The 23,921-nt window shown below is 65.7% G+C and carries 29 protein-coding genes; 6 read left to right on the top strand and 23 right to left on the bottom strand.

Translation table 11 applies throughout. From position 1 onward, the window contains the following. Positions 1-30 precede the first annotated feature (30 nt). The 4 genes from ureG to FXN65_RS25140 all read right to left on the bottom strand — a co-directional run bounded on the left by ureG (position 31) and on the right by FXN65_RS25140 (position 2,634). Positions 31-642 (bottom strand): urease accessory protein UreG, encoded by a 612-nt coding sequence (gene ureG / locus FXN65_RS25155; RefSeq protein WP_151137524.1) that lies wholly within the window; start codon positions 640-642, stop codon positions 31-33. Between the two features lie 14 nt (positions 643-656). Further along, entirely contained in the window at positions 657-1,331 is a 675-nt protein-coding gene (locus FXN65_RS25150; protein WP_151137522.1) for an urease accessory protein UreF, read from the bottom strand. After that, the gene (ureE, locus tag FXN65_RS25145) at positions 1,328-1,828 is read right to left on the bottom strand and encodes an urease accessory protein UreE (protein WP_151137520.1); all 501 of its coding nucleotides are present in this window, start codon (positions 1,826-1,828) and stop codon (positions 1,328-1,330) included. Before ureE ends, FXN65_RS25150 begins: the two co-directional genes overlap by 4 nt. A 170-nt stretch (positions 1,829-1,998) precedes the next feature. Next, positions 1,999-2,634, bottom strand: coding sequence for a TetR family transcriptional regulator (locus tag FXN65_RS25140; protein WP_151137518.1), 636 nt, complete (start codon positions 2,632-2,634; stop codon positions 1,999-2,001). Positions 2,635-2,774: 140 nt separating this feature from the next. Here FXN65_RS25140 and FXN65_RS25135 point away from each other — a divergent pair, with 140 nt between their 5' ends. Both FXN65_RS25135 and FXN65_RS25130 read left to right on the top strand, forming a co-directional pair. Next, positions 2,775-3,878 (top strand): ferredoxin reductase, encoded by a 1,104-nt coding sequence (locus FXN65_RS25135; protein ID WP_151137516.1) that lies wholly within the window; start codon positions 2,775-2,777, stop codon positions 3,876-3,878. An 8-nt stretch (positions 3,879-3,886) separates the two neighbouring features. Continuing rightward, positions 3,887-4,948, top strand: a complete 1,062-nt coding sequence (locus FXN65_RS25130; RefSeq protein ID WP_151137514.1) for a fatty acid desaturase family protein — start codon at positions 3,887-3,889, stop codon at positions 4,946-4,948. Between the two features lie 190 nt (positions 4,949-5,138). Here FXN65_RS25130 and FXN65_RS25125 read toward each other — a convergent pair whose 3' ends face one another. After that, positions 5,139-5,585 carry a phage infection protein gene (locus tag FXN65_RS25125; protein WP_151137512.1) on the bottom strand — a complete coding sequence of 149 codons (447 nt, stop codon included), beginning with the start codon at positions 5,583-5,585 and terminating at the stop codon, positions 5,139-5,141. Positions 5,586-5,869: 284 nt separating this feature from the next. Between FXN65_RS25125 and FXN65_RS25120 the strand changes: the two genes are divergently transcribed. Then, on the top strand, positions 5,870-7,918 hold the full coding sequence (locus FXN65_RS25120; protein ID WP_151137510.1) for an AsmA family protein: 2,049 nt from the start codon (positions 5,870-5,872) through the stop codon (positions 7,916-7,918). Between the two features lie 69 nt (positions 7,919-7,987). Here the strand turns inward: FXN65_RS25120 and osmE (FXN65_RS25115) are convergent, their stop codons facing one another. The 3 genes from osmE (FXN65_RS25115) to FXN65_RS25105 form a co-directional block, all read right to left on the bottom strand. Beyond that, complete coding sequence (gene osmE, locus FXN65_RS25115) at positions 7,988-8,326, bottom strand: osmotically-inducible lipoprotein OsmE (protein ID WP_151138959.1); 339 nt, start codon at positions 8,324-8,326, stop codon at positions 7,988-7,990. A 219-nt stretch (positions 8,327-8,545) separates the two neighbouring features. Continuing rightward, the gene (gene osmE, locus FXN65_RS25110; RefSeq protein ID WP_151137508.1) at positions 8,546-8,905 is read right to left on the bottom strand and encodes an osmotically-inducible lipoprotein OsmE; all 360 of its coding nucleotides are present in this window, start codon (positions 8,903-8,905) and stop codon (positions 8,546-8,548) included. A 92-nt stretch (positions 8,906-8,997) separates the two neighbouring features. Further along, positions 8,998-10,263 carry an Hsp70 family protein gene (locus FXN65_RS25105; RefSeq protein ID WP_151137506.1) on the bottom strand — a complete coding sequence of 422 codons (1,266 nt, stop codon included), beginning with the start codon at positions 10,261-10,263 and terminating at the stop codon, positions 8,998-9,000. 118 nt (positions 10,264-10,381) lie between these two features. Between FXN65_RS25105 and FXN65_RS25100 the strand changes: the two genes are divergently transcribed. Next, positions 10,382-10,651 (top strand): PsiF family protein, encoded by a 270-nt coding sequence (locus tag FXN65_RS25100; RefSeq protein WP_151137504.1) that lies wholly within the window; start codon positions 10,382-10,384, stop codon positions 10,649-10,651. Positions 10,652-10,740: 89 nt separating this feature from the next. Here the strand turns inward: FXN65_RS25100 and FXN65_RS25095 are convergent, their stop codons facing one another. The 3 genes from FXN65_RS25095 to FXN65_RS25085 all read right to left on the bottom strand — a co-directional run bounded on the left by FXN65_RS25095 (position 10,741) and on the right by FXN65_RS25085 (position 12,252). Further along, on the bottom strand, positions 10,741-11,223 hold the full coding sequence (locus tag FXN65_RS25095) for a DUF6644 family protein (RefSeq protein WP_151137502.1): 483 nt from the start codon (positions 11,221-11,223) through the stop codon (positions 10,741-10,743). A 7-nt stretch (positions 11,224-11,230) separates the two neighbouring features. Next, positions 11,231-11,584 (bottom strand): DUF6152 family protein, encoded by a 354-nt coding sequence (locus FXN65_RS25090; RefSeq protein WP_151137500.1) that lies wholly within the window; start codon positions 11,582-11,584, stop codon positions 11,231-11,233. A 221-nt stretch (positions 11,585-11,805) separates the two neighbouring features. Further along, a complete protein-coding gene (locus FXN65_RS25085; protein ID WP_151137498.1) occupies positions 11,806-12,252 on the bottom strand; it encodes a YqaA family protein in 447 nt (148 codons plus the stop codon). Positions 12,253-12,430: 178 nt separating this feature from the next. Between FXN65_RS25085 and FXN65_RS25080 the strand changes: the two genes are divergently transcribed. After that, positions 12,431-13,306, top strand: a complete 876-nt coding sequence (locus tag FXN65_RS25080; RefSeq protein WP_151137496.1) for an isocitrate lyase/PEP mutase family protein — start codon at positions 12,431-12,433, stop codon at positions 13,304-13,306. Between the two features lie 97 nt (positions 13,307-13,403). Continuing rightward, positions 13,404-13,670 carry a DksA/TraR family C4-type zinc finger protein gene (locus FXN65_RS25075; protein WP_151137494.1) on the top strand — a complete coding sequence of 89 codons (267 nt, stop codon included), beginning with the start codon at positions 13,404-13,406 and terminating at the stop codon, positions 13,668-13,670. Positions 13,671-13,712: 42 nt separating this feature from the next. On the opposite strand, the gene FXN65_RS25070 is transcribed toward FXN65_RS25075, so the two are convergent. The 12 genes from FXN65_RS25070 to urtA form a co-directional block, all read right to left on the bottom strand. Next, complete coding sequence (locus FXN65_RS25070; protein WP_151137493.1) at positions 13,713-13,973, bottom strand: type II toxin-antitoxin system RelE family toxin; 261 nt, start codon at positions 13,971-13,973, stop codon at positions 13,713-13,715. Beyond that, entirely contained in the window at positions 13,963-14,208 is a 246-nt protein-coding gene (locus tag FXN65_RS25065; protein WP_151137491.1) for a type II toxin-antitoxin system Phd/YefM family antitoxin, read from the bottom strand. The genes FXN65_RS25070 and FXN65_RS25065 overlap by 11 nt, the downstream gene beginning before the upstream one ends. Positions 14,209-14,297: 89 nt before the next feature. Further along, positions 14,298-15,998 (bottom strand): urease subunit alpha, encoded by a 1,701-nt coding sequence (ureC, locus tag FXN65_RS25060; protein WP_151137489.1) that lies wholly within the window; start codon positions 15,996-15,998, stop codon positions 14,298-14,300. Positions 15,999-16,075: 77 nt separating this feature from the next. Beyond that, a complete protein-coding gene (locus FXN65_RS25055; protein WP_151137487.1) occupies positions 16,076-16,381 on the bottom strand; it encodes an urease subunit beta in 306 nt (101 codons plus the stop codon). A 4-nt stretch (positions 16,382-16,385) separates the two neighbouring features. Continuing rightward, positions 16,386-16,880, bottom strand: coding sequence for a GNAT family N-acetyltransferase (locus tag FXN65_RS25050; protein ID WP_151138957.1), 495 nt, complete (start codon positions 16,878-16,880; stop codon positions 16,386-16,388). Positions 16,881-16,958: 78 nt separating this feature from the next. After that, positions 16,959-17,261, bottom strand: coding sequence for an urease subunit gamma (gene ureA / locus FXN65_RS25045; protein WP_151137485.1), 303 nt, complete (start codon positions 17,259-17,261; stop codon positions 16,959-16,961). Then, entirely contained in the window at positions 17,261-18,100 is an 840-nt protein-coding gene (locus FXN65_RS25040; protein ID WP_151137483.1) for an urease accessory protein UreD, read from the bottom strand. The genes ureA and FXN65_RS25040 overlap by 1 nt, the downstream gene beginning before the upstream one ends. 22 nt (positions 18,101-18,122) lie before the next feature. Continuing rightward, entirely contained in the window at positions 18,123-18,821 is a 699-nt protein-coding gene (gene urtE / locus FXN65_RS25035) for an urea ABC transporter ATP-binding subunit UrtE (protein WP_151137481.1), read from the bottom strand. Between the two features lie 96 nt (positions 18,822-18,917). Beyond that, positions 18,918-19,778 (bottom strand): urea ABC transporter ATP-binding protein UrtD, encoded by an 861-nt coding sequence (urtD, locus tag FXN65_RS25030; protein ID WP_151137479.1) that lies wholly within the window; start codon positions 19,776-19,778, stop codon positions 18,918-18,920. Next, positions 19,779-20,867 carry an urea ABC transporter permease subunit UrtC gene (urtC, locus tag FXN65_RS25025; protein WP_151137477.1) on the bottom strand — a complete coding sequence of 363 codons (1,089 nt, stop codon included), beginning with the start codon at positions 20,865-20,867 and terminating at the stop codon, positions 19,779-19,781. It lies immediately after the preceding gene. After that, entirely contained in the window at positions 20,867-22,435 is a 1,569-nt protein-coding gene (gene urtB / locus FXN65_RS25020) for an urea ABC transporter permease subunit UrtB (RefSeq protein WP_151137475.1), read from the bottom strand. The genes urtC and urtB overlap by 1 nt, the downstream gene beginning before the upstream one ends. Before the next feature lie 206 nt (positions 22,436-22,641). Next, positions 22,642-23,907 (bottom strand): urea ABC transporter substrate-binding protein, encoded by a 1,266-nt coding sequence (gene urtA, locus FXN65_RS25015; protein ID WP_151137473.1) that lies wholly within the window; start codon positions 23,905-23,907, stop codon positions 22,642-22,644. Positions 23,908-23,921: the final 14 nt, after the last annotated feature.

Here is a 23,921-nt window from a genome sequence, read left to right as displayed (position 1 = left end):
GAAGGCGAATCCTGTTGGCAGAGTGGGGTTTCAAGCAGCGAGCAGCCCCTGCTTCTCGATGAAGGCGATGATCTCGTCGAGGCCCTGGCCGAGCTTCTGGTTGCTGAACACGAAGGGCCGCTCGCCGCGCATCTTGCGGGCGTCGCGGTCCATCACTTCCAGGGACGCGCCGACCATGGGCGCCAGGTCCACCTTGTTGATCACCAGCAGGTCCGACTTGCAGATGCCGGGGCCGCCCTTGCGCGGCAGCTTGTCGCCGGCGGAAACGTCGATCACGTAGATGGTCAGGTCGGAGAGTTCCGGGCTGAAGGTGGCGGACAGGTTGTCGCCGCCGGATTCCACCAGGATCAGGTCGAGGCCGGGAAAACGGCGATTGAGCTGCTCCACGGCTTCGAGGTTGATCGAGGCGTCCTCGCGTATGGCCGTGTGCGGGCAGCCGCCCGTTTCCACGCCGATGATGCGTTCCGGCGCCAGCGCCTCGTTGCGCACCAGGAACTGGGCGTCTTCCTGGGTGTAGATATCGTTGGTCACTACCGCCAGGTTGTAGCGGTCACGCAGGGCGCGGCAGAGGGCCAGGGTCAGGGCGGTCTTGCCGGAACCGACCGGGCCGCCGATACCGACGCGCAGGGGTTGGCTGTTCATGGCTTCTTCTTCTCCTAGGAACGGAACAGACGGCTGTATTGGCGCTCGTGCGCCATGCTCGCCAGGGCCAGGCCGAAGGCGGCGCTGCCCCAGCGGGACGGGGGAATTTCACTGGCGTCGCACTGCGCCTGCTCCAGGCAGGGCAGCAGGGCAGAGGTCAGGCGCTGGGCAGCCTGCTGGCCCAGTGGCAGGGTCTTCATCAGCACCGCCAACTGGTTCTCCAGCCAGCCCCAGAGCCAGGCGCTGAGGGCTTCCTGCGGGGCGATGGACCAGGCGCGGGCGGCCAGCGCCCAGGTCACGGCGAGGCCCGGTCCTTCCAGTTCGGCGAGCAGGGCTCGGGCGGCGTCGTCCTGCTCGGGCAGGTCGTCCAGCAGCTGTTGCAGGGAGTACCCCATCTGCCGGCTTTCCAGATGCTGCTCGCGGGTTTCACGGCTGGCGCGGTGACGTTCGGCCAGGGCCTTCAGTTCGTGCCAGTCGTCCCGTGCCGCTGCCTCGCAATGGGCCAGCAGCAGGGGCGCCTCGAAGCGCGCGAGGTTGAGCAGCAACTGATCCCTGATCCAGCACGCGGCACTTTCAGGGTCATGCACCAGTCCCGAATCGACGGCCAGCTCCAGGCCCTGGGAATAGCTGTAGCCACCAATGGGCAGCTGGGGGCTGGCGAGTCTCAGGAGCTGCCATGCCTTGTTCACGTGCGCACACCGAACTGGTGCAGGCGCGGCGCATAGCTGAAGTCGGCTTCGAGCTGATGGGAGTGGTGATGACCCCCGCCGTAGGCGCCGTGCTCGGGCTGGAAGCCGGCTTCGATGCATTCCACCGTGGCGCCAAGCTGTTCGAGCATGGCCTTGAGCACGTAGTCGTCCAGCAGGCGCAGCCAGCCGTCGCCGATCTGCAGGGCGACGTGGCGGTTGCCCAGGTGGTAGGCGGCGCGGGTCAGTTCGAAGGCGTTGGCGCAGGTGACGTGGAGCAGGGCTTCCGGGCGCGCGCTGACCTTGACTACCCGGCCGTCCTGGCTGCGCAGGCAATCGCCGTCACGCAGGGGCGGATGGCCGCGTTCGAGGAACAGGCCGACGTCCTCGCCGCTCTCGGTGAAACAGCGCAGGCGGCTCTTGCTGCGCGCTTCATAGGTCAGCAGGAGCTCTTCGTCCCAGCTCGACCGGGCTTCTATTCGTTCGTGGATGACCAGCATGGGTGGGTCCGGCAGTGTGCAATGCCGGGATGCCGAGCAAGGCCCTTGCCAAGATGGCCGGACGCCCGTTCACCGGGCCTTTCGCGGAGCTGTGCCTGTCTGTGGGGCGTGTGGCTGGTCCGCGATGGTGCGCAGCGCACCGATGCAGTGCGCGGATGCTGGCGATCCGGTCAGCTTTTCGACTGGCCCGGTCCCAGCCAGTGCTTGCCTCCGATCATGATGAAACGCAGTTGCTGGGTGATCTTGGCGGCGGGCAGGAGGTGCGGCGGCAGGTTGTCCGCCGGCGGGTCGATCAGTTCGGGGAGTGTGGCGAATACGGTCTTCACCACCAGGTCGGCCACCAGGTCGACGCCTTCCTCGTCCAGTTGCGGCATGCGGTTGATCAGCCTGAGGTCGGCGGCCAGGTCGTCGGTGATGCGCTGGCGCAGGGCGCCGATGGCCTGGCGCACGGGCTGCGAGCCGCCGTACTGTTCGCGGGCGAGGAAGAGGAACTGGCCACGGTTGGCGAGCACCGCGTCGAGGAAAATGCGCACGGAGGCTTCGATGATGCCGCCCAACTCGAACTCGTTCTGGCGCACCTTGCGAATGGTGGCGCGGAAGGTTTCACCTACCTCCTCGACCAGGGCCAGGCCCAGCTCATCCATGTCGTTGAAGTGGCGGTAGAAGCCAGTGGGCACGATGCCGGCGTTGCGCGCCACTTCCCGCAGGCTCAGGCTGCCGAAGCCACGGCCGCTGTCCATCAGGAGGCGCGCGGCATCCATCAGGGCGTGGCGGGTCTGCTGCTTCTGTTCCGAGCGTTGGGTCATGGGGCGCGGCCGTTGGCGAATGTGCGGCGCACTCTAGCAAAAGGGCTTCGCGGGCGTCGAACCTGCTTCAGTGAACAACTGTTGACTGTAATTCCGATCTTCGTGCAGCCTAGTGCACGAGTGTTCACTAGAGTCCTGTCATGCCCCTCGTACCTCTCTCCCTGGCGCGCCGATTCGGCCCCGCGCTGGGACCCTTGCGCGCACTGGCCGGCGGCGGCTGGCTGCAGGAAGCCGACCTGGATTGCCTGCTGCGCCTCGTCCATCCCGTTCTGCGGCTCAACCGCGTGTTCGCCCGTGTCGAATCCCGCCGTTGGGTGGCCGACGACATGCTCGCCATCGGCCTGCGCACCAATGGCAATACCCGTGGCTGGCGGCCCGGCCAGCATGTACGCCTCCACCTGGAGCTGGATGGCGTGCGTCAGGGCCGCAGCTACAGCCTGGTGAGCGTGCAGGAGGACGGGCGCCTCGAACTGGCGGTGAAGCGCCAGCCGCAAGGGCGGTTGTCCAACTGGCTGCTGGACCGGCTGGAAGTCGGCTCCGTGCTGGAGTTGGACCCGGCCCAGGGTGACCTGGATTGGCCTCAGGATGCTTCCTCGGTGCTGCTGCTGGCCGCCGGCAGTGGCATCACGCCCTTGCTCGGCCTGCTGCGTCAGGCCCTGGCCCGTGGTTTCACTGCGCCGGTGACCCTGCTGCACTACGTGCGCCACCGTGCCCAGCGCGCCTTCAGCGAGGAGCTGCAGGGGCTGATGGCGCGCCACCCCAATTTCCAGGTGCGCTGGGCCATCAGCGGCGAGGCGCCGGCGGTCGATGAGCTGGCCGGGCGCTTCCAGGTGGATCACCTGGCCGGGCTGCCGGCGCACAGCCTGCTGGCCTGCGGACCCCACGGATTCGTCGCGGGCGTGCGTGACTGGTGGCAGGCCGCGCCGCGCGGCGGGCGTCTGCAATGGGAGGCCTTCACTGCGCCGGCGCCGACCGCCGGAGTAGGGGAGGCGGTGCGTCTGCGCTTCGTCCGCTCCCATCGGGAGCTGCCCGGCAACAGCGCCGCCAATCTGCTGGAGCAGGCCGAAGCCCATGGCTTGCGTCCACCCCACGGCTGTCGCCAGGGCATCTGCACCGGCTGCACCTGCCAGCTCCTGGCCGGCAGCGTGCGTGACCTGCGCACCGGCGCCATGACCCATGGGCCGGGGCTGCCGATCCGTCTTTGCGTCAGCGCGCCGCTGGGCGATGTGGAACTGGAACTCTAGGACTTGCGATGCGATTCGACCGCGAACTCACCTTTGCCGAACTCGATGCTTTCGGCGCCGAGCTGGACGCCCTGCGCCAGCGCACCCTGGACGATCTCGGCGAAGCCGACGCCCGTTACATCCGCCGAATCCGCGCGGCCGTCCGCTTCTGCTGCTGGAGCGGACGCGCCTTGCTGCTGCTCGGCTGGTTCCCGCCCACCTGGTTGCTGGGGGCGGCGCTGCTCGGGTTGGGCAAGATCCTTGAGAACATGGAGCTGGGCCACAACGTCATGCATGGCCAGTACGACTGGATGAACGATCCCGAGCTGCGTGGCACCCGCTATGAGTGGGATATCGCCGGTCCCTCCGACTTCTGGCGGCACACCCACAACCACATCCACCACAGCTACACCAATGTGCTGGGCAAGGACGACGACGTTGGCTACGGCGTGGTGCGGCTCTTCCCTGAACAACGCTGGAAACCCTTTTATCGCTGGCAGCCCTTGTGGGTGACGCTGCAGGCGGTGCTGTTCCAGTACTCGGTGGCGGTGCAGCACCTGCGACTGGACCAGTACTTCAAGGGCCGCATGAGCGCAGATGAACTGCGACCACGACTGCGCCAGTTCAATGCCAAGGTACTGCGCCAGTCGGTGAAGGATTACCTGCTGTTCCCCTTGCTGGCACTGCCATTGGGAGGGAGCGTGACGGCCGTGCTGGCGGGGAACCTGCTGGCCAACCTCATCCGTAACCTCTGGACCTTCACCGTGATCTTTTGCGGCCACTTCACCGAGCGCGCAGCCGTATTCCCGCCCGAGGTGCTGGCCGGGGAGAGTCGCGGCCACTGGTACCTGCGTCAGCTGCGGGGCTCCAGCAACCTGGAAGGCGGGCCGCTGTTCCACATCCTCACCGGCAACCTCAGCCACCAGATCGAACACCACCTGTTCCCCGACCTGCCGGCGCGGCGCTATGCCGAGATGGCCAAGGTGGTGCGGGAGATCGCCGGGCGATACGGGCAGGTCTACAACAGCGGGCGGCTGTCGGTGCAGTTCGGCAGCGTGCTGAAGCGCGTCTGGAAGTACCGGTTGGCGTGATTTCGCGGATGAATCCGCTCTTGCAGGACTGCACTGCCGGTGGGCCGGATATCACCCCTCACCCTCTGGAAGAGGGGCCGGGGGTGAGGGAAGTTGCCGGCCGGCCCGGTGCCACTGTTTCGCGAATGAATTCGCTCCCACAATCACAAAGCCCGGCATTTGCCGGGCTTTGTGGTTTTGCAGCCTGCAATCAGGCGACGCGGTTGGCGCCAGTGCGGTCGGCACCGCTTTCAGCGACGCGGTTGGCGCCAGTGCGGTCGGCACCGCTTTCAGCGACGCGGTTGGCACCGGTGCGGTCGGCACCGCTTTCAGCGACGCGGTTGGCACCGGTGCGGTCGGCACCGCTTTCAGCGACGCGGTTGGCGCCAGTGCGGTCGGCACCGCTTTCGGCGACGCGGTTGGCGCCGGTACGGTCGGCACCGCTTTCAGCGACGCGGTTGGCACCGGTGCGGTCGGAACCACCTTCGGCGACGCGGTCCAGGACCATGAAGCCACCTTCGACAGCAACCGGCTCGATGACCTGGAGGGTGGCACCTTCCTTCGACTCGCCCAGAACCGGCTGGGAATCCGACGGCAGGGCGAAGACGCTGGTGCTCAGGGCGGCGATGAACAGGGCGGCGAAGGCTTGGGTTTTCATGATCGTGGGCTCCTCAACGGGGGCTGGAAACTGGCTACGGAGCCTATGTTACGGACGGGGTGTTGATTAAGAAGTGATCACTTCCGATAGAGAACATCAACGCCGTTGATGTTGCGAGGATGCTTTTATAATCAAGCGCTTGCGGTATTTTTAAGACCGCTTCGCGGGGCGAAGGCAATGAAAGCCAGGTCATTGGATGGAGCATCTCGGCGCGTTCGTGGGTCGATAAGGCATGGACTTCACGCAGCCTCCCGAAGGCTGTCGTGGATCAAGGGGAGAAATGCATGACACGAGGTCTTCGCTTCCTGGCCAGGACGGTCCTGGCGCTGGTGCTGCTGTTGACGGCCTTGCTGGTGCTGGTCGCCACCTTCGATTGGAACCGCATCAAGCCTGCGCTCAACGAGCGGGCGTCCGCCGAGCTGGGGCGCGAATTCGCCATCGAGGGTGACCTTCGCGTCATCTGGCAACGGGAGGAAGGCGAGGGTGGCTGGCGCGCGCTGGTGCCCTGGCCGCACTTCGCCGCTGAAAAGCTGCGCCTGGGGAATCCGCAATGGGCCAAGGGAGGCGATTTCGTCAGCCTCGAACGGGTGGAGTTCCGCATCGCGCCGCTGCCCCTGCTGTGGCAGCAACTGAGCATTCCGCGCATCGAACTGGGCGGCCCGCGGGCCAGCGTCCGTCGCCTGGCCGACGGTCGCAACAACTGGACCTTCGAGCTGCCGGCCAAACCGGAAGGCGAGGAGCAACAACCTTCCGGCTGGACGCTGGACATCGGCACCATAGGTTTCGACAAGGGCCAGGTGCAGGTGGATGACGCCCAGACCGGCACCCGCCTGGATCTGCTCATCGACCCGCTCGGCAAGCCGATCCCGTTCAGCGAACTGCTGCCGGCCAAGGGCGCCAGGCCGGCCACGGTCAGCGCGCAGGATTACGCTTTCGGCTGGCAGGCCAAGGGCAGCTACAAGGGACAGCCGCTGGATGGCAAAGGCAAGGTGGGTGGTCTGCTGGCGCTGCAGAATGCCGACCTGCCGTTCCCGTTGCAGGCTGATATCAGGGCCGGCGACACCCGTATCGTCCTGCTGGGCACCCTGACCGACCCGCGCGAGCTGGGTGCCCTGGACCTGCGCCTGCAACTGTCCGGCAAGAGCCTGGCCCAGCTCTATCCCCTGACCGGCGTAACCCTGCCGGAAACCCCGGCCTATTCCACCGATGGCCGGCTGGTGGCCAGCCTGAACGAACCGGGCGGGGCGAGGTTCCACTACCAGGGTTTCAACGGCCGCATCGGCGGCAGCGATATCCATGGCGACCTCACCTATGCCGCCAGCCAACCCCGGCCGAAGCTTTCCGGCACCCTGACGTCCGAGCAGCTGCGATTTGCCGACCTGGCGCCGCTGATCGGTGCCGACTCCAGCGCCGGTCAGAAGGCCCGTGGCGTCGCCACGCGCCAACCGGCGGACAAGGTGTTGCCGGTGGAAGCGTTCCGCACCGAGCGCTGGCGGACGATGGACGCCGACGTCCGCTTCACCGGCAAGCGCATCCAGCACAGCGAGAAACTGCCCGTCACCGACCTGTCCACCCACGTCCTGCTCGACGATGGCCAGCTCAGCCTGGACCCCCTGCGCTTCGGCGTGGCCGGTGGCGACCTGGACGCAGTCGTCCGCCTGGATGGGCGACGCGCGCCGCTTACCGGCAGGGCTCGGCTCACAGCCCGCCACTTCAAGCTCAAGGAGCTGTTTCCCAACGTCCAGGCCATGCGCAACAGCCTGGGCGAGCTGAACGGTACGGCGGACCTGTCCGGCACCGGCAATTCGGTGGCGGCCCTGCTGGGTACCGCCAACGGCAACCTGCAGATGCTGGTCAATGACGGCACCATCAGCCGCAACCTGATGGAGATCGCCGGGCTCAACGTCGGCAACTACGTGGTGGGCAGGCTGTTCGGCGACGAGGAGGTGAAGATCAATTGCGCAGCGGCGGACCTTGGCCTGAAAGACGGGCTGATGACGCCGCGGCTGTTCGTCTTCGATACCGAGAATGCGTTGGTGCAGATCGACGGCAACGCCAACTTCCGCAATGAGCGGCTGGACCTGAGCGTTACGCCGGAGTCCAAGGGGGTGCGGTTGTTTTCCCTGCGTTCGCCGCTCTACGTGCGCGGAACCTTCAAGAATCCCCAGGCCGGGGTGCAGACGGTGCCCCTGATGGTACGCGGAGCGGGAATGTTGGCGCTGGGTGTGGCGGTGGCACCGGCGGCGGCCCTGTTGGCGCTGGTGGCGCCGGCGGCCGGTGGCGAGGAGGGCAATGCCTGTGCGCCGCTGCTACAGCAGATGCGCAAGCCTTAGCAGACTGTTGAAAGCTACCTGCGTTGCCGGTACGTCGTCAGCGTTTTTCAATCAGCTGCCCGGCACGGCTCAGAGCTGGTCGCGCTCCGCCTGCTCGCGCTGTCCGCAGGTCATGAAGCCCTTGTGGCGGACCCGGCCGCTGCTGTCGAAGCTGATGTGGTAAGGCTGCTGGTGGCCTTCTTCGTTGAGGATGTAATTGTTGCAGGAACCCGGATGCACGCTGCGCTGGACGACGGATGAAGGGCGCCCCCCGATGAGCAGGACCTGCTGCCGGCTCATGCCGGGCTCGACATCCGCGACCAGGGGCTGGTTGCGGAAGGTGATGTAGTCCGTCGGATTTTCGATCTTGCTGGCGCAGCCGGCAGTCGATGCCAGGGCACAAGCCATGACAAGCGCTTGCTTGTACATCATGGGTCCTCGAGGTTAACGCAGTTGAAACACTGCGCTTGGAACATCGGAGAGTGGGGAGAGTTCGCCCGAGAACGCCCCGAAACGGAGCAGGCGATGGACGGCATTGCGCCAGCAGCTGGCCAAATGCCGGAGGAAAAACCAGAAAGCCGCGACTGGCGCGGCTTTCAGCTGGTCTTGCTGGCTACCTGATATCGTGTGCGGGGGGCATAAGCGGTATCAATAGCTTGAGCTGGTCTTCCTGGCCTTTTCCAGTTCTACCTGTTCCCGCTGCTCGCAGGTCATGAAGCCCTTTTCCTCGACCCGGCCACTGCCGTCGAAGCTGATGTGGTAGGCCTGCTGGTGGCCGTCCTGGTTGAGGATGTAGTTGTTGCAGAGACCCGCGTTGACCTTGCGGCGAATGGAAGATGAGGGCGGCCCGCCGATGTTGCGCACCTGTGTTTCGCTCATGCCTTCATCCACCTGCTTGACCAGCGGCTGGTTGCGGTAGGTGTAGAAGTCGGTGGGGTTTTCCATCTTGCTGGCGCATCCGGCCACGGCGGCCAGGGCGCAGCACAGGATCAGCGCGTGCTTGCTCATGTAGGCATTTCCCTGTGTGTCCCTCGTCGGAATGAGCCTAGACCGCTGGTCGGCGCCGACCAGCGGAGGACAGCAGGTTTGCCGATGAACGGTCAGCCGTAGCGTTTCTTCGCTTCGATGGCCAGGCCGCTGCCGATGCTGCCGAACAGGTTGCCTTCCACCTGGCGGGCGTTGGGCAGCATGGCCGCGACGCTCTGGCGCAACGCCGGGATGCCGCTGGAGCCACCCGTGAAGAACAGGGTGTCGACCTGGTCGGCGCGCACGCCGGCCTGGGTCAGCAGCGTATCGACACTGGCGCGGATGCGTACCAGCAGGTCGTCGATGGCGTTCTCGAACAGCGCGCGGGTCAGCTCCACGTCCAGCCCCGGCTCGACGCGCGCCAGGTCGATGCGGCGGCTCTGCGCCTCGGTCAGCTCGATCTTGCTGTCCTCCACCTGCATGGCCAGCCAGTGGCCGGCGCGCTGCTCGATCAGGCTGAACAGGCGGTCGATGCCGGTGGTGTCGACGATGTCGTAGCGCATGTTCTTCAGCGCCAGTTGCGACTTCTGCGCATAGACCGCGTTGATGGTGTGCCAGGTGGCCAGGTTCAGGTGGAAGCTGGTGGGCATCAGCGCGTCGCTCTTCATCCGGCTGCCGTAGCCGAACAGCGGCATCACGCCCTGCAGGCTGAGCTGCTTGTCGAAGTCGGTACCGCCGATGTGCACGCCACCGGTGGCGAGGATGTCGCCCTGGCGCTCGGCCACTTCACGGCGCTCGGGTGACAGGCGCACCAGCGAGAAGTCCGAGGTACCGCCACCGATGTCGACGATCAGCACCAGCTCCTCACGCTCGATGCCACGCTCGTAGTCGAAGGCTGCGGCGATGGGTTCGAACTGGAAGGACACGTCCTTGAAACCGAGCTTCTGCGCCACGGCCACCAGGGTGTTCTGGGCTTCCTGGTCAGCCTCCGGGTCGTCGTCCACGAAGAACACCGGGCGGCCCAGCACCACCTGCTCGAACTCGCGGCCTGCGGCAGCTTCGGCGCGTTGCTTGAGCTGGCCGATGAACAGGCCGAGCAGGTCCTTGAAGGGTAGGGCGCTGCCCAGCACCGTGGTTTCGCTCTTGAGCAGGGGCGAGCCCAGCAGGCTCTTCAGCGAACGCATCAGGCGGCCTTCGTAGCCTTCCAGGTACTCGTGCAGCGCCTGGCGGCCATAGGCCGGGCGGCGTTCCTCGGTGTTGAAGAACACCACCGAAGGCAGGGTGAACTTGTCGTCCTCCAGGGCGATCAGCGGCTCCACGTCCGGGCGCCACCAGCCGACGGTGGAGTTGGAGGTTCCGAAGTCGATGCCCAGGGCCTGGGCGGAGGGGACGTTGCTCATGTCGCGGGTGTTCCGAAAAAAACGGCCGCGCAGTTTACGCGAGCGGAATCAGCTTGTCCGGCACAGTTCGTCGCGCTGGCTAGACTCCCTCCTTGTGGATAAACAGGGAGACCCTTCCATGAAGAAACTGCACCTGCCCCTCCTGCTCATCGCTCTGTTCGCCGCATCCCAGGGCTTTGCCGCCACCCAGCAGGAAAAGATGAAGACCTGCAACGCCGATGCTACAGCCAAGGCCCTCAAGGGCGACGAACGCAAAGCCTTCATGAGCAAGTGCTTGAGCATGACTCAGCAGGAACGCATGACGGCCTGCAACAAGGACGCCTCGGAAAAGGCCCTGAAAGGCGACGAGCGCAAGGCCTTCATGAGTCAGTGCCTGAAGAAGCATTAGCGCACGGCTCGCGTGTAGGTTGGGCAGAGGCGCGAATCCCAGCGCGGCAACGGGCTGGCACCGTGGGTTTCACTTCGCTCGACGCCGACCTAGACGTAGGCGAGCAACCGCCCGGCCGACATCACCCCGCACCAGGTCAGGATCGACAACGCCACCTGCAGCCGTCCCGCAAGGGGGGGCCGCAGGTCCCAGTCGGCCAGTCGCCGTGCCCAGCAGGCGCGGAACAGCAGCGCGTTGGCGATGCCGACACCCACCAGCGCCAGCTTGAGCTGCAGCAGCCAGTTGCCCGTGAGAGGGCCGGCGTCGGCGGCGAACAGGCAGAAACCGGTAACCAACTGGATCAGCAGCCCGGCGATGCCGATGGGTGTCAGTCGGCGTGAGGCTTCCTGCACCGGCACCTCGCGTGCCAGCCCGAGCAGGCGCAGGTCGAGCAGCAGCATGGAGCCCAGCAGCATCACCAGCCCGAGCAGGTGCAGCAGGTTGGCCGTCGGGTAGAACAGCGCGGATTCGCGCATCAGCGCGCCGAAGGGCGAGGCCTCCAGGCGTTCCGCCCAGGGCAGGATGAACTCCATCGCCGCCTCAGCGCAGTTCCACCGTGCGCCCGTCGACGATCAGGCGTTCGGCGCGGATTTCCGCCGTGCCGTCCTTGCGCGGGTAGCCGACCACCGTCACCGTCTTGCCCGGCGCCAGGTCCTTCTCCGGCAGCCCGCGCGACTCCATGCGGCTGAGGGGGGCCAGCACCACGTGCCATTCTCGGCCCTCGTAGTCGATGGTGATGTGGGCGTGGGGATTGCGATAGGCGAGCGTCCTGACCGGCGTCTCGATGGTCAAGGCCTTGTCCGCATCGTAGGAACTCCAGCCGTGGTGGGCGAAGGCAGCGGTGGCGCCGAGCACCAGGGCGAAGAAGGCGATGAGCAGGGCGAGCTTTCTCATGGGATGGCCTCCAGTCTGCGACGCGGAAAGCGTAGGCCCTGGTTCAGCCCGCCGCCGCCCGGGCAGTATCCCGAAACACAATGACCGCTGACCAACTGCGGGAGCGAATTCATTCGCGATTGAAATCGCTCCCACAGCGGATTGTCGGGGGATATCGCTTTTCATCTTCACCAGCGAAACCAATCCCGCCTCGACGGTGGATCGGTGAAGCGCGATCCAGCCTACTGCAGCCCCATCCAGCCCGTGGTCAGCGCTGTCAGTACCAGGTAACGCCCCGCCTTGGCCAGGGTCACCAGCGCCAGGAACACCCAGAAGGACTCGCGCATCACCCCGGCCACCAGGGTCAGCGGGTCACCGATCACCGGCACCCAGGCCAGCAGCAGCGACCAACGTCCGTAGCGGTGGTAGAAGGCCTGTGCCCGCTCCATCTGCGCCGGTTTCACCGGGAACCAGCGGCGCTCGCGCAAGTGTTCCACATAACGCCCCAGCAACCAGTTCAGCAACGAGCCCAGCACATTGCCGAAGGTGGCCACGGCCACCAGCGCCCATGCCGGATGGGCCTTGGCCAGCAACAGCCCGACCAGCACCGCTTCCGATTGCAGCGGCAACAGGGTGGCGGCGCCGAAGGCGGACAGGAACAGGCCCAGGTAGGCGGTGAGTGCCAGCACGCGGGGGTGTCTCGGGGAAAGGGGGCGCCAGTGTGGCGATCCCGGCACGAGCGGACAAGCCGGTAAGCGGATTGAAAGCCTGATCCGTTAGAATGGGCGCAGTCTGACAATGGAAAAACGGGGGCGTCGACTCCAGAGTTACGGAGCCGGCTTGATCCTGACCCCCTTCTGATCTTTGGTGCCCTTTATGCGTAGAGCTTCTCATCACGAGTTGCGCACGGCCTTTCGTGCGCTGCTGGACTCGGATTCCTGCTTCCACACCGCCTCGGTGTTCGACCCCATGTCCGCCCGTATCGCCGCCGACCTCGGATTCGAAGTCGGAATCCTCGGCGGTTCGGTCGCTTCCCTGCAAGTGTTGGCCGCGCCCGACTTCGCCCTGATCACCCTCAGCGAGTTCGTCGAGCAGGCCACCCGCATCGGCCGCGTCTCGCGCCTGCCGGTGATCGCCGATGCCGACCACGGTTACGGCAACGCCCTCAACGTGATGCGCACCGTGGTCGAACTTGAGCGTGCCGGCATCGCCGCGCTGACCATCGAGGACACCCTGTTGCCGGCGCAGTTCGGCCGCAAGTCCACCGACCTGATCCCGGTGGAAGAAGGCGTCGGCAAGATCCGCGCAGCCCTGGAGGCGCGTGTCGATCCGGACCTCGCCATCATCGCCCGTACCAACGCCGGCGTACTCAGCACCGAAGAAGTGATCAAGCGCACCAAGGCCTATCAGGCCGCCGGCGCCGATGGCATCTGCATGGTCGGCGTGGTCGACTTCGAGCACCTGGAAAAGATCGCCGAACACCTGAGCATCCCGCTGATGCTGGTCACCTACGGCAACCCCAAGCTGCGTGACAACGAACGGCTCGCCCGTCTCGGCGTGCGCATCGTGGTCAACGGCCACGCCGCCTACTTCGCCGCCATCAAGGCCACCTACGACTGCCTGCGCGAGCAGCGCCAGGTCGCCACCGGCACCGAGCTCAACGCCACCGAACTGACCCACAAATACACCTTGCCCGAGGACTACATCATCTGGGCCGAGGAATTCATGAACGTGAAGGAGTAGCGCGACCTCCACTTGTCGCCTGACGACCGCCCCCCTTGCAAAAGGCCGGAAGAAGGCCCAAATCTTCCATTGAGCCTTGAGCAAGCGGGAGGTCAGCATGGCCAGTGGTTGGGCCGGCGATGGCGCCGTCCAGGAACAGATCGACAGCACCATCGAAGATGCTATCCAGCGCGCGCGCAGCCAGTTGCCGAAGGGCGAAAGCCTGACGCACTGCGAAGAGTGCGGCGCCCCCATCCCCGAAGCCCGCCGCAAGGCCATCCCCGGTGTGCACCTGTGCGTCGCCTGCCAGACCGAGCACGACAAGGAAAACGCCGCCTATGCCGGGTATAACCGGCGGGGGAGCAAGGATAGTCAGTTGCGTTGAGGCAATTGTCTTGCAGGGCTACAAACGGCCTTTGGCCTTGTCTTAGACCGCACCACCTGCGCGTTTGCCAACGCCGATCACCACCACAGTGATGCGTTGGTCTTCCACCCGATCCACCAGGCGATAACCGGCGGTGCGGAGTTTGATCTTGAATCGCTCGGGCATCCCGTGAAGTGCATCGCCCTGGATCAGCTGCCGTTGCAGCCGCTCTTTCAGCTTCTTCCTGAATTGCTCCCGGACGGTATCGCCGAGCTTGCGCCACTCCTTCCGCGCCGAGGGCAGGAACTCCAGTTCATAGGTCATCGAGGCTGACTTTCATTCCCTTCTCGTGGGCACGGCTGCGGACGATTTCGGCCAGCGCCTGATCGTCCAGATACTCCATCAGTGCTTCGAAGGTTTCAGCCGAAACCATGTAGGCCATGACCTTGTTGTGGTTGAGAACAGCCACAGGCGCACCCTTGGCGCCGGACACCACGGCAGAGGGATTTTTCTTCAGCGCGGAAACGCTGACAGCACCATTGGCCAGTACGCTTTGCAAGAATTTGGCTCCTGAGTTGGGTGCCAAATCCTGGTCTTTTTATGGTTTCGACTCAATTTGGAGTTGCCTGCGGGGCGAATCGGCCCAACTCAGAACAGGAAATACCGCTGCGCCATCGGCAGCACCTCCGCCGGCTCGCACCAGAGCAATTGGCCGTCGGCTTTCACCTGGTAGTTCTGCGGGTCGACTTCGATGGTCGGGGTGTAGCCGTTGTGGATGAGGTCCTTCTTCTGCACGCCGCGGCAGCCCTTCACCACGCCGATTCTCTTCTGCAATCCCAATTGCTCCGGCACGCCGGCCTCGAATGCCGCCTGGCTGATGAAGGTGAGGCTGGTGGCATGGCGGCTGCCGGCGAAGCTGGCGAACATCGGGCGGTAGTGCACCGGCTGCGGCGTGGGGATGGAGGCGTTGGCGTCGCCCATCAGGCTGGCGGCGATGGCCCCGCCCTTGAGGATCAGGCTCGGCTTCACGCCGAAGAAGGCCGGGCGCCAGAGTACCAGGTCGGCCCATTTGCCCACTTCCACCGAGCCCACTTCATGGCTGATGCCGTGGGTGATGGCCGGATTGATGGTGTATTTGGCGATGTAGCGCTTGGCGCGGAAGTTATCGTTGCCCGGCGCGTCTTCGGGCAGGGCGCCGCGCTGTTTCTTCATCTTGTCGGCGGACTGCCAGGTACGGGTGATGACTTCGCCCACGCGCCCCATGGCCTGGCTGTCGGAGCTGATCATGCTGAAGGCGCCGAGGTCGTGGAGGATGTCTTCGGCGGCGATGGTCTCGCGGCGGATGCGGCTCTCGGCGAAGGCAACGTCCTCGGCGATGCTCGGGTCCAGGTGGTGGCAGACCATGAGCATGTCCAGGTGTTCGTCGATGGTGTTGCGGGTGAAGGGCCGCGTCGGGTTGGTGGAGCTGGGCAGCACATTGGAGAAGCCGCAGGCCTTGATGATGTCCGGGGCGTGGCCGCCGCCAGCGCCTTCCGTGTGATAGGTGTGGATGGTCCTGCCCTTGAATGCACCCAGGGTGGTTTCGACGAAGCCGGATTCGTTCAGGGTGTCGGTGTGGATGGCCACCTGCACGTCGTACTGGTCGGCGACCGTGAGGCAATTGTCGATGGCTGCCGGCGTGGTGCCCCAGTCTTCGTGGAGCTTGAGTCCGATGGCGCCGGCCTTCACCTGTTCGATCAGGGGCTCCGGCAGGCTGGCGTTGCCCTTGCCGGTGAAGCCGATGTTCATCGGGAAGGCATCGGCGGCCTGGAGCATGCGCGCCATGTGCCAGGGGCCTGAGGTGCAGGTGGTGGCATTGGTGCCGGTGGCCGGGCCCGTGCCGCCGCCGATCATGGTGGTGACGCCGCTCATGAGCGCTTCTTCGATCTGCTGTGGGCAGATGAAGTGGATGTGGGTGTCGATGCCGCCGGCGGTGAGGATCATGCCCTCGCCGGCGATCACTTCGGTGCTGGCGCCGATGGCGATGGTGACGCCGGGCTGGATGTCCGGGTTGCCGGCCTTGCCGATGGCCTTGATGCGACCGTCCTTGAGGCCCACGTCGGCTTTGACGATGCCCCAGTGATCGATGATCAGGGCGTTGGTGATCAGGGTGTCGACCACGTCCGCCGCCAGCAACTGGCCCTGGCCCATGCCATCTCGGATCACCTTGCCGCCGCCGAACTTCACTTCTTCGCCGTAGGTGGTGAAGTCCTTTTCGACTTCGATCCACAGGTCGGTATCGGCCAGGCGAACCTTGTCGCCGAGGGTGGGGCCGAACATGTCGGCGTAGGCTTGTCTGCTGATTTTCATTCGTTCATCCCGTAGGGTGCGCTGCGCGCACCGAATCGCTGTGCCAATTCCCCGGTGCGCACGGCGCACCCTACTGCTTACAACTCGCCCATCACCCGGCCGGCGAAGCCGAAGACGCGGCGAAGGCCCGCCAACTCCACCAGCTCCACCTCGCGGCTCTGGCCCGGCTCGAAGCGCACGGCAGTGCCTGCCGGGATGTTCAGGCGCATGCCACGCGCACTCTCGCGGTCGAAGGCCAGCGCGTCGTTGGTTTCGAAGAAGTGGTAGTGCGAGCCGACCTGGATCGGGCGGTCGCCGGTGTTGGCTACCGAAAGGCTCAGGGTGCGGCGGCCGGCGTTGAGTTCGATCTCGCCGTCCTGGATCTGGTATTCGCCGGGGATCATCGTGTCACTCCAGGATCAGTTGCATGAAGGTCAGGTCGAGCCAGCGGCCGAACTTGCGGCCCACCTGGGGCATCTGGCCGGTGATGGCGAAGCCGAGGCGTTCGTGCAGGCGGATGGAGGCGGCGTTCTCGCTCTCGATGGCGGCGACCATCACGTGCAGTCCCGTCTGGCGGGCGCGTTCGACCAGCGCCTGCATCAACGCGGGGCCGAGGCCCTGGCCGCGCTGGTCGCCGCGCACGTACACAGAGTGCTCCACGGTGTGGCGGAAGCCTTCGATGGTGCGCCAGGTGCCATAGCTGGCGTAGCCAAGCACATCACCCACAGCATTCACCGCTACCAGCACCGGGAAGCCGGCGGCGTTGCGGTCGGCCAGCCAGGCACGACGATTGGCCAGGTCCACCAGGGTTTCGTTCCAGATCGCCGTGGTGTTCTCCACGGCGTCGTTGTAGATGGTGAGGATGCCGGGCAGGTCGGCTTCTGCTGCATCACGAATGTTCATGTTTCCGGTCTCCAGGAAGTCGTTCAAGGTCGTAGCGAGCGCGGCATGGGCAAGCGCAGTAGACATTGGACGATTCCATCACGCGATGGGCTGGTGGACGGTCACCAGCTTGGTCCCGTCCGGGAAAGTGGCTTCGATCTGGATCTCCGGAATCATCTCCGGCACCCCTTCCATCACCTGATCGCGGGAAAGCAGGGTGGTGCCGAAATGCATCAGCTCGGCCACGGTCTGGCCGTCGCGGGCGCCTTCCAGGAGCGCGGCGGAAATGAATGCCATGGCTTCCGGGTAATTGAGCTTGAGGCCGCGAGCCAGGCGCCGTTCGGCCACCAGGCCGGCGGTGAAGATCAGCAGCTTGTCTTTCTCTCTTGGGGTCAGGTCCATCAGGTACTCCAGATACGGGGTGCAACGGCCTCGCGGCCGAGCAAGGCAGGGCGCAACAGGCGCCAGAGGTCGATCAGCCAGGCGCGGGCGTGCAGCGCCTCGGAGGCGAGGCAGCGGGCGACCAGAAGGCCGGGCAGTTGGGTCAGGTCGCCACGTCCGGCAAAGGGCCGTTCGCGGCAGCGTTCGAGCAGCTCGGCGTCGATCTCGCCGGTAGCGATCAGGGTGGCGAAAACGGGCTGGCCCGCGAGGCCGATGGGGGAGTCGAGCAGGCCGTCGCCACCTTCGATGCGCTGGCGTTCGTGCCAGATCAAGGTGCCGTTGCGACGAATATCCAGATGCGCCTGGAAATGGCCTTCGGTGAAGCGTTCGCCGGCGGCGGGGCGGCCAAGGGCGACCATGTCCCAATAGAACAGGCGGGCGTCGTCGGCCAACTCGATGCGGGTGGCCAATTCGGCGCGGGCGCCAGAGAAGACGATGGTTTCCTGGGGCAGCCATTCCAGTGTGGCGCCGGCTTCGACGTTGAGTTCGATTTCCTGGAACGCCGGGCTGGTGGCGCGATACCACTTGGCTGCGCCGGGGCTGGTGAGCTGCGTCCAGGCGCCTTTGCCAACGCGGGCGGTCAGGTCGAGACGGTCGCCGCCGGCAATGCCGCCGGGCGGGTGGACGATGATGTGCTGGCACACCTGCGGACCTTCGGCGTGCAGATGCTTCTGCACCCGCAACGGGCCCTTGTGGCGGCGCTGCACGGGGCGCGTGGTGGCGCCATCGAGGGCGTAGGCCAGCTCCAGCTCGGCGTGCCAGCTGGGGGTGAAGAGGGCGGTGTCGGCAGGTGCGTTCATGGCGTCGTTCGTCGTGCTTTCGTCAGATGGTCACCAGGCCGCGCACGCCTTCGGCTTCCATGTTTTCTCCGCGTCCCTGCTGGATGATTTCGCCCCGGCTCATCACCAGGTACTGGTCGGCCAGTTCGGCGGCGAAGTCGTAGAACTGTTCCACCAGAAGGATGGCCATGTCACCGCGTTCGGCCAGCTTCCTGATCACCGCGCCGATCTCCTTGATTACCGATGGCTGGATGCCTTCGGTAGGCTCGTCGAGGATCAGCAAGCGCGGCTGGCTGGCAAGGGCGCGGCCGATGGCGAGCTGTTGCTGCTGGCCGCCGGAGAGGTCGCCGCCGCGACGATGCTTCATCTCCCGCAGCACGGGGAAGAGTTCGTAGATGGACTCCGGCACCGCTTTTGCCTCTTTCGCGCTGAAGCGCGACAGCCCCATCAGCAGGTTCTCTTCCACCGTCAGGCGCGGAAAGATTTCGCGGCCCTGGGGCACGTAGGCGATGCCGGCATGCACCCGCTGGTGCGGCTTGAAGCCGGTGATGGCGCGGCCTTCCCAGTTCACCGCGCCCTCCTTCGCCGGGATCAGGCCCATCAGGCATTTGAGCAGGGTGGTCTTGCCCACGCCGTTGCGCCCGAGCAGGCAGGTGACTTCGCCGATCTTCACGTCGAACGACAGGCCGCGAAGGATATGGCTGCCGCCGTAATACTGGTGGAGCTTGTCGACTTGGAGCATGTGCGTGTCCTTGTTGCCTCGCGGCGTGATTCGGTCCGCGCGGCGCACCCTACGCGTGACGCCGTGCCCGATAGGGTGCGCCGTGCGCACCGATTTTCAACGGCCCAGGTAGACCTCGATCACCTGTTCGTTGGCCTGCACTTCGGCCAGCGAGCCTTCGGCCAGCACATGGCCCTGGTGCAGCACGGTGACGTGGTCGGCGATGCTGCCGACGAAGCCCATGTCGTGCTCCACCACCATCAGCGAATGCTGGCCGGCGAGGCCCTTGAACAGCTCGGCGGTGAATTCGGTTTCGGCGTCGGTCATGCCGGCCACCGGTTCGTCGAGCAGCAGCAATTGCGGGTCCTGCATCAGCAGCATGCCGATCTCCAGGAACTGCTTCTGGCCATGGGAAAGCAGGCCCGCCGGGCGATGGCGCGAGGCTTCCAGGCGGATCACCGCGAGCACTTCGTCGATGCGGTCCTTCTGCTCGCCGCTGAGCTTCGCCCGCAGGCTGGCCCACACGGATTTATCGGTCTTCTGCGCCAACTCCAGGTTTTCGAACACCGAGAGCGCTTCGAACACGGTGGGTTTCTGGAACTTGCGGCCGATGCCGGCCTGGGCGATTTCCACTTCGCTCATGCGGGTGAGGTCGAGGGTTTCGCCGAACCAGGCCTTGCCGGTATCGGGACGGGTCTTGCCGGTGATCACGTCCATCAGCGTGGTCTTGCCCGCGCCGTTGGGGCCGATGATGCAGCGCAGCTCGCCGACCCCGATGTAGAGGTTGAGGTCGCGCAGCGCCTTGAAACCATCGAAGCTGACGCTGATGTCTTCCAGGGTGAGGATGGTGCCGTGGCGCACGTCCAGGCCCTGGCCGGCGACACGGCCGAGGCCCAGGGAATCGCGGCCGCTGCCGGCGTCGCGGTTGGGATCGAAGGCGGGTTCGAGCATGAGTTCAGGTACCGGGGCTGCACGCATTTACTTGTCCCCCCGTTTCACCAGGCCAATCACGCCCTTGGGCAGATAGAGGGTGACCAGGATGAACAGGGCGCCGAGGAAGAACAGCCAGTACTCCGGGAAGGCCACGGTGAACCAGCTCTTCATGCCGTTGACCAGACCCGCGCCGAGCAGCGGGCCGACCAACGAACCACGACCGCCAAGGGCGACCCACACGGCCGCTTCGATGGAGTTGGTGGGCGACATCTCGCTGGGGTTGATGATTCCCACCTGGGGTACGTAGAGCGCACCAGCCAGGCCGCAGAGCACCGCCGACAGCACCCAGATGAACAGCTTGTAGCCGCGCGGGTCGTAGCCGCAGAACATCAGCCGGTTCTCGGCATCGCGCAGCGCCGTGAGCACGCGGCCGAACTTGCTCCGGGCGAGTCGCCAGCCGAGCAGCAGGCTGCCCACCAGCAGCGCCAGCGTGGCCAGGAAGAGCACGGCGCGGGTGCCCGGTGCGGTGATGTCGAAGCCAAGGATGCGCTTGAAGTCGGTGAAGCCGTTGTTGCCGCCGAAACCGGTCTCGTTGCGGAAGAACAGCAGCATGCCGGCGAAGGTCAGCGCCTGGGTCATGATCGAGAAGTACACGCCCTTGATCCGCGAGCGGAAGGCGAAGAAGCCGAACACCAGCGCCAGCAGGCCGGGCGCCAGTACCACCAGGCACAGGGCCCAGAGGAAGTGCTGGGTGCCGGCCCAGTACCAGGGCAGTTCGGTCCAGGCGAGGAAACTCATGAAAGCCGGCAGCCCGTCGCCCGCCGCTTCGCGCATCAGGTACATGCCCATGGCGTAGCCGCCAAGGGCAAAGAACAGTCCGTGGCCGAGGGAAAGCAGCCCCGCGTAGCCCCAGACCAGGTCCAGGGCGAGGGCGACGATGGCGTAGCAGAGGATCTTGCCCACCAGCGTCAGCGTATAGGCCGAGACCTGCAGCGGGTTGTCCGCCGGCAGCAGGTGCAGCAGCGGCAGGGCCAGCAGGACCGCCAGTACGGCGAGACCCATGGCCAGCGAGGTGCGTGGACCAAGGGTGGTCGTGGCGCGGGCGAGCAGGGTCTGGTTGAGTGGTTGAGTCATCAGTCGATCACCCTTCCCTTGAGTGCGAAGAGACCCTGGGGCCGCTTCTGGATGAACAGGATGATCAGCGCGAGGATGAGGATCTTGCCCAGCACGGCGCCGATCTGCGGTTCGAGGATCTTGTTCGCCACGCCGAGGCCGAAGGCGGCCATGACGCTGCCGGCGAGCTGGCCGACGCCGCCCAGCACCACCACCAGGAACGAGTCGATGATGTAGCCCTGCCCGAGGTCCGGGCCGACGTTGCCGATCTGCGACAGGGCGACGCCACCGAGGCCGGCGATACCCGAGCCGAGGCCGAAGGCGAGCATGTCCACGCGGCCGGTGGGCACGCCGCAGCAGGCGGCCATGTTGCGGTTCTGGGTGACGGCGCGGACGTTGAGGCCCAGGCGGGTCTTGTTCAGCAGCAGCCAGGTCAGGGCGACCACGAACAGGGCGAAGCCGATGATCACGATGCGGTTGTAGGGCAGCACCAGGTTGGGCAGCACCTGCATCCCCCCGGACAACCAGGCGGGGTTGGCCACTTCGACGTTCTGCGCACCGAAGATCACTCGCACCAACTGGATCAGGATCAGGCTGATGCCCCAGGTGGCCAGCAGGGTTTCCAGCGGACGGCCGTAGAGGTGGCGGATCACCGTGCGTTCCAGCGCCATGCCCACCAGGGCCGTGACGAAGAAGGCCACCGGCAGCGCCACCAGCGGATACAGCGCGAGCAGCTCCGGCGCCAGGCGCTGGAAGCCCAGTTGCACCATGTAGGTGGTGTAGGCGCCGAGCATCAGCATCTCGCCATGGGCCATGTTGATCACCCCGAGCAGGCCGAAGGTGATGGCCAGGCCGAGGGCCGCGAGCAGCAGGATGGAACCGAGGGACAGGCCGCTGAAGGCCTGGCCGAGCCACTCGCCCACCAGCAGACGGCGCTTGACCTGGGCCAGGCTGGTTTCGGCGGCGGTGCGCACGCCGGCATCGGTTTCCACGTTCGGGTCGAGCAGGGCTTCGAGGCGGGTGCGGGCCAGCGGATCGCCGGTCTCGCCAAGCAGGCGCACCGCGTTGAGGCGGATGGCGGGATCGGGGTCGACCAGTTGCAGGTTGGCCAGCGCCAGGCTGATGGCGTCGCGCACGCCGCTATCTTCCTCGGCCACCATGCGCTGGTTGAGCAGGGCCAGTTGCGCCGGCTTGGCGCTCTTCTGCAGTTGCCGCGCACCTTCCAGGCGGGTGGCGGGCTCGGCGGCGAGCAGCTGATGGCTGGCCTGGGCGCTGATCACCAGGCCGCGCAGGCGGTTGTTCAGACGCAGCTTTTTCGGTGTGCCGGCGGGGGAGGCATCACCTTCGGCGGCGATGAAAGTGCCGTCCTGCTCGATGTAGGCGAGCTTGCTGTCGATGGCGAAGCGACCTTGTTGCAGGGCCTCCAGCAGCGGCTGGCGCGCGGCGTCGGGCTCGGCGGCCCAGTGTTCCAGCAGCTTCGCCTGTTGTGCCGGGTTGGCGGCGGCGAAGTCGTTGGCGTCGCCGGCCAGGGCTTCGAGGGGGAGCAGCAGGGCCAGGGCGAGGAGGATTCGGTAGAGAGCTTTGGGCATTGGATGATCCTGGTTGATGGGCCAGGCTCTGTGCCAACGGACAAAGCCCTCACCCCTGGCCCCTCTCCCGGAGGGGGAGGGGAACCGTCCGGTGTCTCGGGGAACGCTCGGTGCCCGGCAGTGCGTCACCCCTCTCCCCCTGGGAGAGGGATCGGGGGTGAGGGATGCTCTGCCGAGCTCGGATTCCCCGGACGTGCTCATTCAGCTCAGTTCGTCTTCACCGCGTAATCCGGCTTCTTGTCGTTGCCAGGAATGAAGGGACTCCACGGCTGGGCGCGCAGTGGGCCTTCGGTTTGCCAGACCACGGAAAACTGACCGTCTTCCTGGATCTCGCCGATCATCACCGGCTTGTGCAGGTGGTGGTTCGTCTTGTCCATCGTCAGGGTGTAGCCGGACGGCGCGGCGAAGGACTGGCCGGCCAGGGCTTCGCGAACCTTGTCCACATCGGTGGTGCCGGCTTTCTCCACGGCCTGGGCCCACATGTGGATGCCCACGTAGGTGGCTTCCATCGGGTCGTTGGTCACTGCGGTCTGGTAGTTGGGCAGGTTCTTGGCCTTGGCGTAGGCCTTCCACTGCTCGACGAACTTGCCGTTGATCGGGTTATCCACGGACTCGAAGTAGTTCCAGGCGGCCAGATGGCCCACCAGCGGCTTGGTGTCGATGCCGCGCAGTTCTTCTTCGCCCACCGAGAAGGCCACCACCGGCACGTCGGTGGCTTCCAGGCCCTGGTTGGCCAGTTCCTTGTAGAAGGGCACGTTGGAGTCGCCGTTGACGGTGGAGATCACCGCGGTCTTGCCGCCAGCGGAGAACTTCTTGATGTTGGCGACGATGGTTTGGTAATCGCTGTGGCCGAAGGGGGTGTAGACCTCTTCGATGTCCTTGTCGGCGATGCCCTTGCTGTGCAGGAAGCTGCGCAGGATCTTGTTGGTGGTGCGCGGGTAGACGTAGTCGGTACCCAGCAGGAAGAAGCGCTTGGCGCTGCCACCGTCCTCGCTCATCAGGTACTCGACGGCCGGGATGGCCTGCTGGTTCGGCGCGGCGCCGGTGTAGAAGACGTTGGGGGAGAGTTCTTCACCCTCGTACTGCACCGGGTAGAAGAGCAGGCCGTTCAGCTCCTCGAAGACCGGCAGCACGGACTTGCGCGACACCGAGGTCCAGCAACCGAAGACCACATCCACCTTGTCCTTGGTCAGCAATTGGCGGGCCTTCTCGGCGAACAGCGGCCAGTTGGATGCCGGGTCCACCACCACCGGTTCGAGCTGCTTGCCGTTCACGCCGCCCTTGGCGTTGATCTCATCGATGGTCATCAGCGCCATGTCTTTGAGCGAAGTCTCTGAGATCGCCATGGTGCCGGAGAGGGAGTGCAGGATGCCGACCTTGATGGTCTCGGCGGCCTGGATGGTCCAGGACATGCCCATGGCGGCGATGGATGCGGAAAGGGTGAAGGCCTTGATCAGGCTGCGACGGTGCATGGGTCGGTCTCCAT

Origin of the sequence: Pseudomonas lalkuanensis, from assembly GCF_008807375.1 — a bacterium.
GTDB lineage: Bacteria > Pseudomonadota > Gammaproteobacteria > Pseudomonadales > Pseudomonadaceae > Metapseudomonas > Metapseudomonas lalkuanensis.
This window is presented reverse-complemented; position numbering and strand designations above follow the sequence as displayed.